This is a genomic window from Curtobacterium sp. ME-Dv--P-122a (genome assembly GCF_030209645.1).
Taxonomy (GTDB): domain Bacteria; phylum Actinomycetota; class Actinomycetes; order Actinomycetales; family Microbacteriaceae; genus Curtobacterium; species Curtobacterium flaccumfaciens.
The window spans coordinates 107,560-124,524 of the sequence record NZ_JARVRO010000001.1; the positions used below are offsets into that span (position 1 = coordinate 107,560).

Genomic DNA, 16,965 nt, shown 5'->3' on the forward strand with positions numbered 1-16,965 from the left:
CCAGTGTTCCTTTCAGTGGAGGACGAGAGGGGGACGGTCGGCGGTGTCACCGGCCGCCGAGACCGCTGGTGACGATCCCCTTGACGAGGTGCTTCTGGAGCAGGATCAGCAGGACCACCGTGGGCAGCATCGAGATCACCGACGCCGCCATCACGAGGTTCCACTCGGAGCCCTGCTGCCCGAAGAACTGCTGCAGGCCGAGCGGGATGGTGCCACGGGCCTCGACGTCGTTGACGATGACGAGCGGCCAGAGGAACGAGTTCCAGTACGCGATGAACGAGAAGACGGCGAGGACCGCCATCGTCGGTCGGGCCAGCGGGAGCATCACCGAGAAGAACGTCCGGATCGCTCCGGCACCGTCCACCCGGGCGGCGTCATCGAGCTCCTGCGGCACGGTGAGGAAGAACTGCCGCACCAGGAACGCGCCGAGTGCCGTGAACGCCCACGGGATGATGAGCGCCTGGAACGTGTCGACCCACCCGAAGCCCTGCATCATCACGTACATCGGGATGACGAGGACGTCCTGCGGGATCATCAGCGTCGCCAGGAACAGGACGAACACCGTGTTCCGGCCGCGCCACCGCAGTCGCGAGAACGCGTAGCCGGACAGCACCGCGACGGCGACGTTGATCGCCGTGCCGGCCGCGGCGACGAAGACGCCGTTCAGGATGAACCGGGCGAACGGCAGGTACGTGAACGCCTGTGCGTAGTTGCCCCACTCGATGGACGAGCCCCAGAGCGTCGGCGGGGTCGTGAACACGTCGGCCGACGGCTTCAGGCTCGTCGCCACCATGTAGATGAGCGGCGAGACGAACAGCAGGGCCACCAGGCAGAGCAGCACGTAGCCCACCGCGTGGCGCACCCGGCCGGTCTGCCGGTGCGTGCGGGGCAGTGCCCGCGGGTTGATCGTCCGGTTGGACGAGGTCAGCTCACTCATAGTGCACCCACCGCTTCTGTCCGAGGAACTGGATGGCCGTGATCCCGAGGATGATGACGAACAGCACCCACGCCCCGGCCGATGCGAGTCCGAGCTGCTGGGTCTGGAACCCCGTGTTGTAGATGTACTGCACCAGGGTCTCGGTCGCGGTGCCGGGGCCGCCCTTCGTCAGGACGAACGGCTGCACGAACACCTGGAACGAGGTGATCAGGGTCATCATCGTCGCGAAGAAGATCGACGGCGAGATGAGCGGGAACTTGATCCGCCAGAACATCTGCCAGGCGTTCGCCCCGTCGAGCTGCGCAGCCTCGATCTGGTTCTCCGGCACCGAGTCGAGCGCCGCCGAGAAGATCAGCATGTTGTAGCCGAACCCCTGCCAGACGCTCATCGCGACGACGGCGAGCATGGCCCAGTTGTCGTCGGCCAGGAAGTTCGGGGCGTTCACGCCGACGGTCGACTGCAGCGTCGCGTCGATGGCACCACCCGGCTGGTACAGCATCCGCCAGACGACGACGTTCGCGACGATCGGCGTGATGGTCGGGATGAAGAACAGCACGCGGAAGACGTGGCGGTGGCGGATCTTCGGCGTGAGCCAGGCCGCGAGCCCGAGGGACACGACCAGGTTGAGCGGCACGTAGAGCACGACGAACAGCACGGTGTTCAGCGTCACGGTGCGGAAGATCGGGTCGGAGAACAGCTGCGCGTAGTTCGACAGGCCGGCCCACGAGCGTTCTCCGAGCATCGGCCAGTTCATGAAGCTCACGACGAGCGACGCGAGGATCGGGAACGCCGTGAACACGACGAGGCCGATCGAGTGCGGAGCGGCGAAGGCGGCGCCCCACCAGGAGCGGCGGCCGAGCTCGGCGTCGGCGCCGCTGTCCTTCCGGCGCGGGGCCGCGCCGGTCGCGACCGCGACCGCGGGGGCGGGCAGCGCCGCCTCGGCGGGTGGGTCCTGGATGGTGGTCATGCGACGACCTCCTCGTCGTTCGCGCGGTCCTGGTCAGGGGATGGGACAGGCCGGGAGGCGCGGGGCGGGGTCCACCCGCGCCTTCCGTCCGTCAGGGGGTGACGCCCGTCACTGCGAGCCGAGCTGGCTCGCGATGGACGACATCGTCTCCTTGCCGGAGGTCTGTCCGTTCACCGCCTGCAGGGCGTACTGCGCGAAGAGCTGGTTGAGCTGGTCGCTCTGCTTGTTGCCGGGCAACGGGGTGGCGTTCTCGAGTCCGGTCTTCAGGGCGTCCTCGACCCCGTCGATGCCGGCGTTGTCGTACCAGGCCTGCTGCGCCGCGGTGCGTGCCGGGAAGGCGCGACCCTGCTCGGCGAGTGAGGTGAGCGTGGCCTCGTTCGTCATCGTGGTGATGGCCTTGAACGCCTGCTCGGGGTACTTGCACTGCTTCGAGATGCCGAAGCCCGACCCGGCGGCGAACGAGCTGGGGCCGTCCGTGCCCGAGGGGATCGTCGTGATGCCGAGGTCGAACTTGACCTTGGCCTTCTGGCTGATGATCGACCAGGGGCCGTCGCTGTACATGGCGACGTCACCGGACACGAACGCGTTGTCGTCGGTGGAGCCGTCGGTGCTCGCCTGTGTGGCGTAGCCGTCCTTGACGAGGCCGCCGATCCAGTCGAGCCCCTCGGCGAACTCCGCGTTCGAGGCGTCGAGCGTGCCGTCGGCATCGATCACCCGGCCGCCGTTGTAGCCGAGGATCATCGACTCCAGGGGGATGTCCTCGACGCTCGTGCCCCAGATCGGCGTGCCCGCGGCCTTGAGCTCCTTCGCGGCGTCCTCGAACTCGTCGACCGTCCAGCCCGGCTTCGGCTCGTCGACGCCCGCCTTCTCGAAGATGTCCTTGTTGTAGAACATGACCATGGGGCCGGTGTCGTACGGCAGCCCGTAGAGCTTGCCGTCGACCTTCATGCCGTCGAGCCCGGTCTGGTCGTACTCGCCCAGGTCGAGGTCGGCCTGCTTCGCCATGTCGTCGATCGGCACGAGCACGTCCGTGTAGTTCGCGGCGCGGAGCGACTGGATGCTCACGATGCAGGGTGCGGTGCCGGTGGACAGCTGGGTGCGGAGCTTGGTCCAGTAGTCGTTGAAGGGTGAGCCCTGGATCGAGACGTCCACGTCGTCGTCGGTCTTCACCGTGTCGGCGACCTTCTGCCACGCGGCCTTGTCCTCCTTCCCGGCGATCCACATGGCCCAGGTGAGGGAGTCCTCGGACTGGCCGTCGCTGGCGTTGCTGCCAGCGGAACAGCCGGTGAGCACGAGCACGGCAGCTGCTGCTGCCGCCAGCCCGGCGGTGCGTCGTCGTTGCATCGGTGTCTCCACTTCGTCGTGGTGATGGGGTGTGCGGTGGGGTTTCAGGCGACCCGGACGGCGTCCGGGACCCGATCGGGATCGGCCTCGGCCCAGACCGGGCCGTCCGGGAACGCGTGGGTGGTCAGGGTGTCGGCGAGCATCTCGGTGCCGGCGCCGGGCATGGTCGGCGGCCAGTAGCGGCCGTCGTGGACGTCGACCGGTGTCACGAAGTGCTCGTGCAGGTGGTCGACGAACTCGATGCACCGGGTGTCGAGGTCACCGGTCAGGGCGACCGCGTCGAACATCGACAGGTGCTGCACCGCCTCGCACAGGCCCACGCCGCCGGCGTGTGGGCACACACGGACGCCGTGCTTGGCGGCGAGGAGCAGGATCGCCAGGTTCTCGTTCACCCCGGCGACCCGGGTGGCGTCGATCTGCAGCACCGACATCGACCCGGCTTGGATCAGCTGCTTCGCGATCACCCGGTTCGCCATGTGCTCCCCCGTCGCGACCGGGATCGGGGCGATGCGCCGGGCGATCTCGGCGTGGGCGAGGATGTCGTCCGGGCTCGTCGGCTCCTCGACCCACGCGACGTCGAAGGGGCGGAGCCGGTCGATCCACGTCACGGCCTCGTCGACGTCCCAGCGCTGGTTCGCGTCGATCGCGATCCGGACGTCCGGGCCGACGGTGGCGCGGGCGATGCCCATCCGTCGGACGTCCTCGTCGACGTCGCCGCCGACCTTCAGCTTGATCTGGGTGAACCCGTCGTCCACGGCTTCCCGGCACAGCCGCGCGAGCTTCTCGTCGTCGTAGCCGAGCCAGCCCGGGGTCGTCGTGTAGGCACGGTAGCCATCACGCTCCAGGCGCGCTCGACGTTCGGCACGCATCGGTTCGGCGGCGCGGAACAGTTCGAGCGCCTCGGCCGGGGTGATCGCGTCGGTCAGGTACCGGAAGTCCACCAGGTCGACGAGCTCCTCGGGGCGCAGGTCGGCGAGCAGGGCCCACAGCGGCTGCCCCGCACGTTTCGCACGGAGGTCCCACAGGGCGTTGACGACGGCGCCGATCGCCATGTGCATGACGCCCTTCTCCGGCCCGAGCCACCGCAGCTGCGAGTCGTGCACCATCGCGCGCCAGGTACCGCCCATGTCGGCCAGGACCGCCTCGGCATCGGCGCCGACGACGTGCCCACGGAGGGCTGCGATCGCCGACTCCTGCACCTCGTTGCCGCGGCCGATGGTGAAGACGAAGCCGGTGCCGACCAGGCCGTCGAGCGCGTCGGTGGTGAGCTCGACGTAGGCGGCGGAGTAGTCGGGTGCGGGGTTCATGGCGTCGGACCCGTCGTGCTCCCGCGAGGTCGGGAACCGGATGTCGTGCACGTGCAGACCGGTGATGCGGCTCATCTGTGTCTCCTGCCGTCCGGTCTCCGTCGACCGAACGGTGCAATCAAAACATCCGATGTCTCGTGCGTCAAGAGCCTTGTTCTTGCGGTTCTGGCGAAAGTGGCCGCCCAACCGTCCGATGACTGCGCGACCGACGGTGTGGACGCGACCACGGCCTGGAGGCGCGGTGCGGGTCCGACCCGCACCGCGCCTCCAGGCCGTGGTCGCCCCGCGCCGGGGGCGACGCGATGGTCACGCTGGTCAGGCGGTGGCGAGCCGCCCCATCTCGGCGACGACCGCGCGCAGCCGCGCCGCGAGCTCGTCGCGCGAGCCGTCCGCCGACCGGTGGGCGGACTCGATGACGGCGGCCATCACGAGGGTGGTCGCGGTCCGCGCGGTGTCCTCGTCGACGCGCTCGGCGGCGACCGCCAGCACGGTCTGCCGCGCGTGCGCCATCCACTGCATCATCGCCGGGACCATCTCCGGGCGGGCTCGGACAAGCTCCTTCATGCGCCGGCGGTCTTGCGGCAGGGTGACCGTGTGCGCGACGAGGTCGCAGAGGTCGGCCACGAGCGGACCCGTGGAACCGAGGAACGCTGCGCGCGCCGTTTCCGGGACCGTCGTCGCCGGCAATCCGAGGGCTGCCTCGGCCTTCGACGGGAAGTAGTTGAAGAACGTCCGCGGGGAGACCCCGGCGTCCGCGCAGATCTGCTCGACGGTCACCCCGGCGAGCCCGTGGTCGGTGACCAGGGCGAGTGCCGACCGGTGGATGGCGGACCGGGTCTGCTGCTTCTTGCGCTCCCGTAGGCCGCAGTCGCTCGCGACGAGGTCCTCGGTGGTGGTGGGCTGGTGCACGTGCTGCGCTCCGTCCTGTTCTCGGGTCCGTGCGACGCCGGGCCTCCGCGTCGTGTGACGGGGAGGCCCGGCGTGGTTCAGACCTGCGACCGACCGCCCTGGACGGGAATCGAACCGGTGACCGGAGCGGTGGGCGAGCCCATCGTGTCCGCGGCCCGCACGGCCTGCGCCTCGAGGTCGTCGGCGGTGCCCGCGTCGTCCGCCTGCTCCTGCAGGGCCGAGCTCTTGCGGAGCGGCGGTGCCTTGAAGAAGAAGCTCAGGACGAACGCGAGCAGGATCACCGCGAAGCCGACCCAGTAGACGGTCACGGCCGAGGCGTTGAACCCGGACATGAACGGCCGGGTCAGGGCTGCGTCCGCACCGTTGAGGTACGACGTGTCGCTCGTCTCGGCGTTCGAGTCGCTCGAGTCGTTCGCGCCCTTGTCGATCTGCTTCGACAGCTCCGGTGCGAGCTGGTCCGCCCAGTAGGTGCGCTGCGACGAGTCGGACCAGTCGACGACGAGCCGGCCGTCCTGCACGCTGGCGTGCGCCTTGTCGGCGGCGGCGGTGAGCGCCTGCTGCTGCACGGCGTCGGGAGCCCCGGCGGTGGCCTGGGCCACCTGGTCGGTGGCGGTGTCGAGGCCGGACTGCACCTGCTGCTGGAGCGGGGTGACGATCGGGTTCCAGATCTGGTCCATGACGCCCTGGTTCGCCTTCGCGCTGGCGATCTCCGGGTCGAGCGCCGCACTGAGGGCGGGCTTCAGGTTCGACTCGTCCGCCGTGGCGTGCAGGATGTTCGTCGGCATGAGCGAGAACAGGACGGACAGCAGGACGGCGGTGCCGAGCGTGCCACCGATCTGGCGGAAGAACGTGGCGGACGACGTCGCCACACCCATGTCGCGCGGCTCCACCGAGTTCTGCGATGCCAGGGTGATGCTCTGCATGAGCTGGCCGAGCCCGAGGCCGATCAGGAACATGCCGATCATCAGGAACCACAGCGGCTTGTCGATCGTCATGAACGTCAGGACGACGTAGCCGAGCGACACCAGGGCCGTGCCGATGACCGGGAAGATCCGGTACCGGCCCGTGCGGGCGACGATCTGCCCCGAGGCGATCGAGGCGATCATCAGGCCACCGATCATCGGCAGCGTCGCGAACCCGGACTCGGTCGGCGTCAGGCCGGTGACGATCTGCAGGTAGAGCGGGATGGTGAGCATCGCACCGAACATCGCGAAGCCGACCAGGAAGCCCAGGATGGTCGCCATCGAGAACGTGCTCGAGCGGAAGAGCTTGAGCGGGATGATCGCGTCGTCCTGCATGCGGGTCTCGATCACCAGGAAGGCGACGAGGCCGAGCGCACCGATGACGTAGCAGGCGATCGCGCTGGCCGAACCCCAGCCCCACGTGCGGCCCTGTTCCGCGACGAGGAGCAGCGGGGCGAGCGTGACGATGACCGAGGTCGCGCCCCACCAGTCGATGCGCGGCTTGGCCTTGGCCTCGCCGAACTTCGGCAGGTGCAGGAACGCGATCACCATGAGGAGCGCGGCGACGCCGATCGGCACGTTGATCAGGAAGACCCAGCGCCAGCCGGTGATGCCGACGATCGAGCTCGCACCGGCGAACAGGCCACCGATGAGCGGGCCGATCACGGACGAGATGCCGAAGACCGCGAGGAAGTAGCCCTGGTACTTCGCGCGCTCACGGGGCGCGAGGATGTCGCCCATGATCGCGAGCGGCAGCGACATCAGCGCACCGGCACCGATGCCCTGGAACGCACGGAAGGCCGCGAGCATGGTCATCGACGTCGACAGGGTCGAGAGCAGCGACCCGAGGATGAAGACCGCGATGCCGAAGATGTAGAGCGGGCGACGGCCGAAGACGTCGGAGAGCTTGCCGTAGATCGGCGTGGTGATGGTCGACGCGATCAGGTAGGCCGTCGTGACCCAGGCCTGCTGGTCGAGGCCGTGCAGGTCGTCGCCGATCGTGCGGATCGCCGTGCCGACGATGGTCTGGTCGAGCGACGACAGGAACATGCCCGCCATCAGGCCGTAGATGACGAGCAGGATCTGGCGGTGCGACATGATCGGCTTGCCCGGCGTGCTCGCCGGGGAGTCCTGTCGTCCGCGCGACACCTCGACGGGTGCGGTGGCAGTGGACATGCGGAGTTCCTCACAGGGGATGTGGCGTGGTGGTCGTCGGCCTGGTCGGGACCCCGAACGGGTGTCAACATTGCAGGCTCTGCAACTTTACACCGCAAGCACATTTGCTGCCAACGCAAAGTTGCCGAGCATGCACGTTCGTGTACGGGTTCTCAGGATGCCTCGGGGGACGCATCTGTCCAGGGAGCGCAGCGCACCGGAGCGTACGGTCCACCGCATGACTGACGAGCACCGCACCCCGCGTCCCGAAGACGACGCCGCGCGCCTCGGTCTCGTCGTCGTCGGCGAAGCAGCAGCCCTGCAGTCCGGCGACGAGGCGGCACTGGACGCGAGCGAGCAGAACATCCGCGACACGATCGACGAACTGGTCGACGAGCCCCTGACCCCGCGGCAGGAGGAGGTCGTCGAGCGACTCGCCTCGGCCGGCGGCACCCTGACCGCCGGACTCAGCGGCGCCCTCGCCGCCCAGAGCGGTCGCAGTGTCGACGACGTGCTCGAAGGTGCGGCTCGCAGCGTCGTCTGGCAGCAGCGGCTCGCCGACGAGCGTGAGGACGCCGGCGCACAGCAGCGCGACCCGCAGAACGAGAACGGGCGCGACGAGGGCTGATCCCCCGTCGCGCCCGCTGCAGGCGTCCGCCCGGCTACTCGGTCGGCTCGGCCGGTGGCACCGACTGCTCGCGCACGACGGCACGGGCAGCCGCCTGACCCGTCGTGGTGCTCTTCACGATGTCGCTCAGGGTGAACCCGGCGGTGGCACCGAGCAGCGCATCGACCTCGCTGAACTGGCTGACGACGCTCTTCGACAGTGCACCGGCGCCGTCGGATGACACCACGGTGAGCGTGTCGATGTTGCTCATCGGAGCAGCGAGCTCGCGGGCGATGCTCGGCAGTGCCTCGATGGCCTTGACCCGCAGGACGGCCTCGGAGTGCTGTGCGAGCGCGTCGGCCTGCGCCTTGGTCGCATCGGCCTCGGCCTGACCCTTCGCACGGATCGCGTCGGCGGCGGCTTCACCCTCGGCGCGTGAGGCGTCCGCGGCGAGCTTGCGGGCGTCCGCCTCGGCCTTCGCCTCGGCCGCGACAGCCTCGGCGGAGATCCGGCGGGCCTCGGCCTGGGCGCGGGCGGTCTCGACCTGGGCACCGGCGGCGGCTTCGGCCTCGACGCGGGTCTTGCGCGCCTGGGCCTCGGCGACGGCGGACACCTCGGACTCGAGCTCGGCACGGCGCAGTTCGGCACGCTTCTGCGCGGTGATCTGCTCCTGCTCGACGACGCCCTGGGACGCACGCGCCTGGGCGAGCGGGCCGGCGGCAGCAGCTTCGGCGGATGCACGGTCGGCGTCGAGCTGCAGCGCGGCACGACGGATGGCCAGCGTGTTCTCGGCCTCGGCGATCGCCTGGTCGGCGGTGGCGCGGGCTTCTCGCGCTTCGCGGTCGGCCTGGGCCTCGGCGTTCTCGGCCTCGAGTCGCACGCGTGCACGCTCGGCACGACCGAGGTCGCTGATGTACTCGTTGCGGTCCGAGATGCCCTTGATCTCGAACGAGTCGACGTCGAGCCCCTGGCTGTGCAGGGCGTCCTGCGCGACGGTGAGGACCGCGACGGTGAGCTGGTCGCGGTTCCGGATGATCGTCGAGACGTCGGTCGCGCCGATCGAGGCACGGAGCGAGCCGGACAGGACCTCGCGCGCGAAGTCGTCGATCTTCTTCTCCTGACCGAGGAACCGCTGCGCTGCCGCCCGGATGGACGCGTCGGCCTCGCCCACCTTGACGAGCGCCACGGCCTCGACGTCGATGGTGACGCCACGGGAGTCCTGCGCGTTGACGTTGATGTCGATCGCACGCGAGCTGAGCGACAGCTTCGCGACCTTCTCGAAGAAGGGGCGGACGAGCACACCGGCGCCGAGCACGACCTTGATGCCGGACTCGACGGTCTCGGTGCCGTCGGCGTTCTTGACCTTGCGAGAGCGCTTGCCGGTGATGATGAGCGCTTCGTCGGCACCGGCGTTGCGGTACACGACCTTGGCGTAGATCAGCGCGATCACGGCGAGGACGATGATCCCCACGATGACCAGCGGGACGGCTCCGAGCGCGAACAGGACTTCCATGACTCCCCCTCCGGACCAGGCGCCAGCCTGGATTCCGCATCTGTTGTTCCGTTGGCTCCCATCCTAGGAGCGCACGCGGACAGCCGGGGCGCGCAGGGAAGGGTTGGGGACAACAGACGGGAGGCGCGGTGCAGGATCACCTGCACCGCGCCTCCCGGCCGTGTCGCGTCAGCGCCTACGCGCCCGCACGCCACCAGTCGTCGAAGGGCGTCGCCGGCACCTGGCGCTTGTGCTCGGTCGCGCGGTAGCGCGACTCGATCGCCTCGGCGACCTCGACCGGCACGTCGTGGCCCTGCAGGTAGGCGTCGATCTCGGCGTAGGTGAGACCGAGGTTCGCCTCGTCGGTCTGCCCGGGCAGTTCGTCGAGCAGGTCGGCGGTGGGTGCCTTCTCGTACAGGCGGGCCGGTGCGCCGAGGTGCTCGAGCAGCTGCCGCCCCTGGCTCTTCGAGAGCCCGGTGAGCGGGGTGAGGTCGACGCCGCCGTCGCCGTACTTGGTGAAGAAGCCCGTCACCGCCTCTGCCGCGTGGTCCGTGCCGACCACCAGCAGGCCGCGCTGCCCGGCGATCGCGTACTGGGCGACCATGCGCATGCGCGCTTTGACGTTGCCCTTCACGAAGTCGCTCAGCTCGACGCCCGAGGCCGCGGTGTCCTGCATGACCCCGTCGACCCCGTGCTCGATGTTCACGGTGACGCCCGGGTCGGCCGCGATGAACTGCAGGGCGAGTTGGGCGTCGTCCTCGTCGGCCTGCACGCGGTAGGGCATGCGGACGGTCGTGAACTCGGCCGGGTGCCCCTCGGCGCGGAGCGACTCGACCGCGAGCTGGGTCAGGCGGCCGGCCAGGGTGGAGTCCTGCCCGCCGCTGATGGCGAGGAGGTACCCCTTCGCCCCGGTCGTCAGCAGGTAGTCGCGCAGGAACCCGACACGACGGGCGACCTCCTGCTCCGGGTCGATGGTCGACTGGACGTTGAGGTCCGCTGCGATGGCGGCTTGGAGTTCACGCACCACCCCAGTATCACGCCGATCCGGCTCCGTGGACCGGCGGGTTCCCGAAGACGTCCATCGGATCGACCGGGAGGTCCCGGGGCGGCGGCGACCCGATCACCACCGCCCCGGGGATCCGCGACGACCCGAACGCGTCGCGGACCCGGTGAGGCGGACGCCGGTACCCGCCGGCGTCCGCCCTGGTCAGGCGCGACGAACTCGTCGCGCCGGGATCGCGGTGGGTGGTCCGTGGTGTGGCACGGTGCCTCCTCCCCCGACGGGCTCTCCGCCGCTGATCCGCCCCCGGTGGTGAGCCCGGGGGATGTGGGGCCCGTCGAACGGGCCGAGGGCGGTTGGTGAGGCCGCTTGCTGTGGAAGGTATCAGGGTCCGGGCGGGACTCGACACCCCCGTTGTGGGGTCACGACTCGTAGTGCCTTTGTTGACAGTTCGATGGCTAACAGTTAGAGTCCTGATCATGCAGGCATCGGACTTCACGACACCGCTCCAGCTCATGCGGTGGATCGGATGGGCACAGCGCAAGGGCGCCGAGGAGTGGGTCCGTGAACGCGACCTCACCCACGAGCAGTCCTTCGTGCTCGGGTACCTGCAGGAACACCCCGGCGCCATCCAGCGGGACGTCGCCGAGGCCACCCGGACCAGCGCGGCCAGCGTCTCGAGTCTCCTGCAGGGGCTCGAGCGGCGTGGCCTGATCGAACGACGACCGGACGCCACGAACGGGCGGACGAAGACGGTGCACGCCACCAAGGCGGGCATCGACCTCATCGCCGGGTTCACCGACGCGATGGTCGCCCTCGACGACTCCCTGCTCGCACCCCTCGACGAGGACGAACGCGACACCCTGCGGCGACTGCTGCAGAAGGTGACCGCGGAACTCGCGCCGCCGACCCGCTAGCCGCACCACCGGCGCCACGCGCGCCACCGCACCGACCCGCTCACGCACCACGCGCCTCCCGGCCGGATCCGCCGGCGCGCCCTCGCGACCCCGCGATCCCGCGCCTTCCCGACCCGCGACCCTGCGATCCCGCGACCCCACCGGTCGCGCGCTCCCCCCTGCCGTGCCGGCGTCCGTCGGCGCGCCCACCGCCATGCCCGGAAGGGAACCGTCATGTCCTCCACCACCACCGCTGCGGCGACGAACCGCTGGTACCTCTCCGCTGCCCCGATCGCCCGAGCCCTGGTGCACCTGTGCGTGCCGATGGCCGCCGCGATGGTCGTCAGCGCCCTGTACAACGTCATCAACGCGGGCTTCATCGGCGCGCAGCACGACACGTCCCTGCTCGCCGCGATCACCTTCGGCACGCCGCTGCTCGGCCTGGTGATGGCCGTGGGCGGGGTGTTCGGCGTCGGCGGCAGCGCGTTGATGTCCCGGTTGCTCGGCGCCTCGGAACACGATCCCGACAAGGCGCGGGACATCAAGCACGTCGCCTCGTTCGCCCTCTGGGGAGCCGTCGTGACCGGCGCCGTGCTCGGCGTCGTCGGTCTCCTGCTGCTCCGCCCGCTCGTCGCCGTCCTCGGTGCCGACGCGGCAGCGGTCCCCGCCACGAGCGAGTACGTCGCCGTGATGCTCGCGTTCGTCCCCGTCCTCGCCGCGTCCTTCGCGCTCGAGCAGATCGTCCGCTCCGAGGGTGCCGCGCGGCAGGCGATGATCGGCCTGGTCCTGTCCACGGTCGGCAACCTGGTGTTCGACGTCCTGTTCATCCTGGGGCTGCACTGGGGTGTCGGCGGCGCCGCACTCGCGGTGGGCCTGGCCAACGTGGTCTCGATCGCCTACTGGGTGACGTGGCTGCAGCGGAACAGCGAGAACGTCAGCTTCGCGCCGAAGTGGTTCACCCTGCGGGCGGACATCCTGAAGCCCGTGTTCGGCATCGGCGTCGGCGAGCTGCTGCAGTCCGCGTTCCTCATCGTCACGACACTCGTCCTCAACAACCTCGCCGCCGCCTACGGTGACGACCCGCTGGCAGCGATGGGCGTCGCGGTCCGCATCGCCCAGGTGCCGGAGTTCCTGGTGATGGGCGTGACCATCGGCGTGCTGCCGCTGCTGGCCTACGCGTTCGGAGCGGGTGACGCAGCTCGACTCCGTTCCGGCCTGCGCGCCGCGGCCCTGACCGTCGGCGGCATCGTGCTCGTCTTCTCCGGCACCGTGTTCGTGTTCCGCGAGCAGGTCTTCACGATCTTCTCCGGTGACCACTCGGTACTCGCGATCGGCATGACGATCCTGACGGCACAGCTCGTCGCCGCCGTCGTCAACGGGTTCACGGGGCTGCTCACCTCGCTGTTCCAGGCGACCGGGATGGTCATGCCCGCGATGGTGCTGTCGATGGCGCAGGGCGTGCTGTTCATCCCGATCGTGATCGCCGGCAACGTCTGGTTCGGACTCGCCGGCATCATCTGGGCACTCACCGCCACCGAGGGCATCGTGTTCGTCGCCGCGGTCGTCCTCTGGCTGGCGACGCGGGGCCGCATCGCCCGAGGCCTGGCCGAGGGCAGCGCGGCACGCGCCGACGCCGCGCTGGAGACCGCCCCCGTGGCGTGAGGCGCGTCGCCCCCGGCGTCACGCACCACGTGCGGACGGGAGGCCCGGTGCCGGTCCGGCGCCGGGCCTCCCGTCCGTCGCGTGGTCGCGTGACGTGCGCCGCGTGCGCTTGGCGTGCGTGCGCTGCGTGTTTGCGCTTCGTGAGCAGGAATGGTCGGGTGCGCGCGTGCGACCCGACCGTTCCTGCTCACGAAGTGGGCTGGCGCCGCGCGCGCTACGCGCTGCGGCCGCGCCGCAGCAGCAGCACGACGACCGCGCCGGCCACCAGGACGGCTCCGGCGCCGAGGCCGATCCACACGCCCGGCGCGATGCCCGGCGACGAGGACGGAGCACCGTCCGAGGCTCCGGTGGCCGTCGCGGTGGCACTCGACGTCGGAGCGGTGCTCGCCGTCGGGGTCGGGGTGACACTCGTGCTCGGGGTCGACACGGGCGCTGCGGCCCGGTACTCGAACGCGAGCGTGCCCTCGATCGGGTGGCCGTCCGGCGACACGTACCGCCAGAGCACGGAGTAGCTGCCCTGGTCGAGGTCGACTGCGCGGCGCATGGTCGTTCCGGAGACCGTCACGTCACCCGTGGCGACGTCGGTGCCGGAGGCGTCCGTCACCTGGATCCGGAGTCCGGCGTCGAGGCCGGCGAGCGGCGCTTCCGAGAAGGTCAGGTCGACGGACTCGAGCGGTTCGGTGACGACCGCCCCGTCCGCCGGGGTACTGCTGGTCAGGGCCGAGTGGGCCGACGCGGGCTGGACACCGACGAGCGTCAGCAGTCCCGCCGCGACGATCGCCAGTGCCGCCGCCGTGGTTCGGGCTGTGCGCATGCGCAGACTCTACCGACGGTCGAGCGGCAGCCCGCTGGGGGTCAGAGCTGCTCGCCGAGGAAGTCCGCGTAGGTGGGCTCGTAGCGCGCTTCGCTGACGCTGACGAGCTGGTGGCCGGTTCCTTCGAGGCGTTCGGCGACGAGGGCGGCGAGGTCTTCGGGCGAGCGGAGGCCGTGGCGGTGCCAGGCGTTCTGGATGGTGGCGGTCATGGCGACCAGCCCTTCGTCGAGATGATGCGCATCTCGGATCCGTCCGGGCCGACCCGCTGTGCCAGACCTCACAGATCGTGAGGAGCATCGTGACGACGAGTCCCTGATGACTGACCCGGTACCGCAACGATACGGTCGCGCCCGATCGCCGTCGAGGCGGATGCGTTTCGCGGCTGACGGACGGGAGGCCCGGTGCCAGCTGGCACCGGGCCTCCCGTCATCAGGGGGTCGCGCCCAGGGCGCGGGTCCGCTCGATCAGTCGGTGCCGGAGTCGAAGGCCGCGCCCTCGGAGGCGAGGTCCGTGCGACGACCCATCGCGTCCTCGGCGTCGGAGGCGACGATCGCGCCGCCGAGGATCTCCTCGGCCTCGCCCGCCTCGAGCTCGCCGACGAGCTCGGCAGTCGCGCCACCGATGAGGCCGGCGGCGGCGTACTGCTCGAGCCGCGATCGGGAGTCCGCGATGTCGAGGTTGCGCATGGTGAGCTGGCCGATGCGGTCGTCCGGGCCGAAGGCCGCGTCGCCGACGCGCTCCATCGACAGCTTGTCCGGGTGGTACGACAGCGCGGGGCCCGTGGTGTCGAGGATCGTGTAGTCGTCACCGCGACGCAGGCGCAGCGTGACCTCGCCGGTGACGGCGGACGCGACCCAGCGCTGCAGTGACTCGCGGAGCATGAGGGACTGCGGGTCCAGCCAGCGGCCCTCGTACATCAGGCGACCGAGACGGCGGCCCTCGTTGTGGTACGAGGCGACCGTGTCCTCGTTGTGGATCGCGTTGAGCAGGCGCTCGTAGGCGATGTGCAGCAGCGCCATGCCCGGAGCCTCGTAGATGCCGCGGCTCTTCGCCTCGATGATGCGGTTCTCGATCTGGTCGGACGCACCCAGGCCGTGGCGGCCACCGATGGCGTTCGCCTCGTAGACCAGGGCGACCGCGTCGGTGTACTCGACGCCGTTGATCGCGACGGGGCGACCGGCCTCGAACCGGACGCTGACGATCTCGGTCGCGACCTCGACGTCGTCACGCCAGGCGGCGACGCCCATGATCGGCTCGACGATGTCCAGGCCGCTCGACAGCTCTTCGAGGCTCTTCGCCTCGTGCGTCGCGCCCCAGATGTTCGCGTCGGTCGAGTACGCCTTCTCGGTGGAGTCGCGGTACGGGAACCCGCGGGCGACGAGCCACTCGCTCATCTCCTTGCGGCCGCCGAGCTCCTCGACGAACTCGGAGTCGAGCCACGGCTTGTAGACGCGCAGACGCGGGTTGGCCATCAGGCCGTAGCGGTAGAACCGCTCGATGTCGTTGCCCTTGTAGGTGGAGCCGTCGCCCCAGATGTCGACGCCGTCTTCCTTCATCGCACGGACGAGCATCGTGCCCGTCACCGCGCGGCCGAGCGGCGTCGTGTTGAAGTACGTCTTGCCGCCGGAGCGGATGTGGAACGCACCGGTCTGCAGGGCGACCAGGCCTTCTTCGACCAGGGCGCTCTTCGCGTCGACCAGTCGGGCGATCTCGGCGCCGTACTCGTGGGCGCGGCTCGGGACGGCGTCGATGTCGGGCTCGTCGTACTGGCCGATGTCGGCCGTGTACGTGCAAGGGATCGCTCCCTTCTCGCGCATCCAGGCAACGGCGCAGGAGGTGTCGAGACCCCCTGAGAACGCGATGCCGACTCGTTCGCCGACGGGGAGACTGCTCAGGACCTTGGACACGGGGTCAATCGTACGGGGCCAGCGGGGTCGACTACCGTCCGGGGCGACGGTTGTGGAGAACTGATCTTCGCTGACGAACGCCAGGCGGGAAAGCACGAGCCCGAGGCACGCCGGAGCGCCCTCCCGATACATCCAGCCAACCACCCCAAGCCACCGCCGCGCTGGATCAAGCATGTCGCGCTAGAGGGCACCCCCGTTTGGGTCACTCCCCGAAGCCGATTGGATCTCATATTGTCGAGCTTGAGCGCCAAGTTCGAATTTACTCCGATCAAATGTGCCACAAAAAGCGCGCCCACCAGACTGACCTCGTTCCGCAAGGCCTTTGCTCACCCGTTTTCGCGGGACCACCAAGCGGTCTCGGCAACCACTCGCTCCACACATCAATCAGGAAAATGTTCTCAAACACACAACCCAATTGGGCCGAGGGCTTAACTGCACTCATCTCGCTTGCAACACTTCTGGCAGTCCTCCTCGCAATGATTCAGATTCGGCACATAAATCGTCAAATGCATCGTGAGCTTGAAATGCAGTATCTCTTGCGATTTTGGCAACTGATGGACCGGCAATCTGCCGGCTGGAAGACCAAGGGTCAGCTTAATCGTCACGACAAGGCGGTAGTCAAGGACTACCTCACCCTCAGCGAAGATCAGATTCAGCTACGCGCCCTGGGCCGCGTAACAGACCAGACCTGGTCCTATTGGAAGCAAGATATCCGCGCGATGTGCGGCACCGGACCGGTGGGAAACATCCTTGCAACGTCAGCACCGCTTCAATACGCATATCTGCGAAACCTTCTTCTTTCCGAGTCATACGACCCTCTCACGCGGAATCGACTGCGGCGCCTCTGGGATGGCCTATGACCGCGGGCCGCCCGAGCGCACCGCCGAATGACTTGTCGCGCCTTTCACTGCCTCGGCACTCGATTGAGCCATCGGGTTGCACCCACCTTTAGCACCTACCGAATGAGGGACCATGTCTTTAAATGAAGACCTTGCCGCTTGGGTTA

General features: G+C 69.3%; 15 protein-coding genes. 4 read left to right on the top strand and 11 right to left on the bottom strand.

The annotated features are described in order from the left end of the window. Positions 1-46 precede the first annotated feature (46 nt). The 6 genes from QRN49_RS00375 to QRN49_RS00400 all read right to left on the bottom strand — a co-directional run bounded on the left by QRN49_RS00375 (position 47) and on the right by QRN49_RS00400 (position 7,602). Positions 47-937: a carbohydrate ABC transporter permease gene (locus QRN49_RS00375; RefSeq protein ID WP_111092779.1), complete on the bottom strand. Its 891-nt coding sequence runs from the start codon at positions 935-937 to the stop codon at positions 47-49. Next, complete coding sequence (locus tag QRN49_RS00380) at positions 930-1,904, bottom strand: carbohydrate ABC transporter permease (RefSeq protein ID WP_111032368.1); 975 nt, start codon at positions 1,902-1,904, stop codon at positions 930-932. The genes QRN49_RS00375 and QRN49_RS00380 overlap by 8 nt, the downstream gene beginning before the upstream one ends. Before the next feature lie 108 nt (positions 1,905-2,012). Next, positions 2,013-3,248: an ABC transporter substrate-binding protein gene (locus QRN49_RS00385; RefSeq protein WP_246521235.1), complete on the bottom strand. Its 1,236-nt coding sequence runs from the start codon at positions 3,246-3,248 to the stop codon at positions 2,013-2,015. A gap of 44 nt (positions 3,249-3,292) precedes the next feature. Further along, positions 3,293-4,630 carry an enolase C-terminal domain-like protein gene (locus tag QRN49_RS00390; protein ID WP_284753250.1) on the bottom strand — a complete coding sequence of 446 codons (1,338 nt, stop codon included), beginning with the start codon at positions 4,628-4,630 and terminating at the stop codon, positions 3,293-3,295. A gap of 240 nt (positions 4,631-4,870) precedes the next feature. After that, complete coding sequence (locus tag QRN49_RS00395; protein WP_284753252.1) at positions 4,871-5,464, bottom strand: TetR/AcrR family transcriptional regulator; 594 nt, start codon at positions 5,462-5,464, stop codon at positions 4,871-4,873. 77 nt (positions 5,465-5,541) lie between these two features. Next, entirely contained in the window at positions 5,542-7,602 is a 2,061-nt protein-coding gene (locus QRN49_RS00400; protein ID WP_502868947.1) for an MDR family MFS transporter, read from the bottom strand. A gap of 217 nt (positions 7,603-7,819) precedes the next feature. Between QRN49_RS00400 and QRN49_RS00405 the strand changes: the two genes are divergently transcribed. Then, positions 7,820-8,209, top strand: coding sequence for a hypothetical protein (locus tag QRN49_RS00405; protein ID WP_110893574.1), 390 nt, complete (start codon positions 7,820-7,822; stop codon positions 8,207-8,209). A gap of 34 nt (positions 8,210-8,243) precedes the next feature. Here the strand turns inward: QRN49_RS00405 and QRN49_RS00410 are convergent, their stop codons facing one another. After that, the gene (locus tag QRN49_RS00410; RefSeq protein ID WP_284753256.1) at positions 8,244-9,701 is read right to left on the bottom strand and encodes an SPFH domain-containing protein; all 1,458 of its coding nucleotides are present in this window, start codon (positions 9,699-9,701) and stop codon (positions 8,244-8,246) included. A 175-nt stretch (positions 9,702-9,876) separates the two neighbouring features. After that, on the bottom strand, positions 9,877-10,704 hold the full coding sequence (gene nadE / locus QRN49_RS00415) for an NAD(+) synthase (protein WP_284753258.1): 828 nt from the start codon (positions 10,702-10,704) through the stop codon (positions 9,877-9,879). 455 nt (positions 10,705-11,159) lie between these two features. Here nadE and QRN49_RS00420 point away from each other — a divergent pair, with 455 nt between their 5' ends. Both QRN49_RS00420 and QRN49_RS00425 read left to right on the top strand, forming a co-directional pair. After that, a complete protein-coding gene (locus tag QRN49_RS00420) occupies positions 11,160-11,597 on the top strand; it encodes a MarR family winged helix-turn-helix transcriptional regulator (protein WP_284753260.1) in 438 nt (145 codons plus the stop codon). 213 nt (positions 11,598-11,810) lie between these two features. Continuing rightward, positions 11,811-13,238 carry an MATE family efflux transporter gene (locus QRN49_RS00425; RefSeq protein WP_284753263.1) on the top strand — a complete coding sequence of 476 codons (1,428 nt, stop codon included), beginning with the start codon at positions 11,811-11,813 and terminating at the stop codon, positions 13,236-13,238. Positions 13,239-13,452: 214 nt separating this feature from the next. Here QRN49_RS00425 and QRN49_RS00430 read toward each other — a convergent pair whose 3' ends face one another. The 3 genes from QRN49_RS00430 to argG all read right to left on the bottom strand — a co-directional run bounded on the left by QRN49_RS00430 (position 13,453) and on the right by argG (position 15,959). Continuing rightward, positions 13,453-14,052, bottom strand: coding sequence for a copper resistance CopC family protein (locus tag QRN49_RS00430; RefSeq protein ID WP_284753266.1), 600 nt, complete (start codon positions 14,050-14,052; stop codon positions 13,453-13,455). A 41-nt stretch (positions 14,053-14,093) separates the two neighbouring features. Continuing rightward, complete coding sequence (locus QRN49_RS00435) at positions 14,094-14,261, bottom strand: hypothetical protein (RefSeq protein ID WP_155896891.1); 168 nt, start codon at positions 14,259-14,261, stop codon at positions 14,094-14,096. A gap of 255 nt (positions 14,262-14,516) precedes the next feature. Continuing rightward, positions 14,517-15,959 (bottom strand): argininosuccinate synthase, encoded by a 1,443-nt coding sequence (gene argG, locus QRN49_RS00440; RefSeq protein ID WP_042540079.1) that lies wholly within the window; start codon positions 15,957-15,959, stop codon positions 14,517-14,519. Positions 15,960-16,465: 506 nt separating this feature from the next. Between argG and QRN49_RS00445 the strand changes: the two genes are divergently transcribed. Continuing rightward, positions 16,466-16,819, top strand: a complete 354-nt coding sequence (locus tag QRN49_RS00445) for a hypothetical protein (protein WP_284753272.1) — start codon at positions 16,466-16,468, stop codon at positions 16,817-16,819. Positions 16,820-16,965: the final 146 nt, after the last annotated feature.

Bases quoted from the DNA above. Each gene is read 5' to 3' on its own strand.
- QRN49_RS00435 (WP_155896891.1), bottom strand. From the start codon at position 14,261: ATGACCGCCACCATCCAGAACGCCTGGCACCGCCACGGCCTCCGCTCG.
- QRN49_RS00420 (WP_284753260.1), top strand. From the start codon at position 11,160: ATGCAGGCATCGGACTTCACGACACCGCTCCAGCTCATGCGGTGGATC.
- QRN49_RS00410 (WP_284753256.1), bottom strand. From the start codon at position 9,701: ATGGAAGTCCTGTTCGCGCTCGGAGCCGTCCCGCTGGTCATCGTGGGG.
- QRN49_RS00400 (WP_502868947.1), bottom strand. From the start codon at position 7,602: ATGTCCACTGCCACCGCACCCGTCGAGGTGTCGCGCGGACGACAGGAC.
- QRN49_RS00380 (WP_111032368.1), bottom strand. From the start codon at position 1,904: ATGACCACCATCCAGGACCCACCCGCCGAGGCGGCGCTGCCCGCCCCC.
- QRN49_RS00385 (WP_246521235.1), bottom strand. From the start codon at position 3,248: ATGCAACGACGACGCACCGCCGGGCTGGCGGCAGCAGCAGCTGCCGTG.
- QRN49_RS00405 (WP_110893574.1), top strand. From the start codon at position 7,820: ATGACTGACGAGCACCGCACCCCGCGTCCCGAAGACGACGCCGCGCGC.
- QRN49_RS00425 (WP_284753263.1), top strand. From the start codon at position 11,811: ATGTCCTCCACCACCACCGCTGCGGCGACGAACCGCTGGTACCTCTCC.
- QRN49_RS00430 (WP_284753266.1), bottom strand. From the start codon at position 14,052: ATGCGCACAGCCCGAACCACGGCGGCGGCACTGGCGATCGTCGCGGCG.
- QRN49_RS00390 (WP_284753250.1), bottom strand. From the start codon at position 4,630: ATGAGCCGCATCACCGGTCTGCACGTGCACGACATCCGGTTCCCGACC.
- QRN49_RS00375 (WP_111092779.1), bottom strand. From the start codon at position 937: ATGAGTGAGCTGACCTCGTCCAACCGGACGATCAACCCGCGGGCACTG.
- QRN49_RS00445 (WP_284753272.1), top strand. From the start codon at position 16,466: ATGCATCGTGAGCTTGAAATGCAGTATCTCTTGCGATTTTGGCAACTG.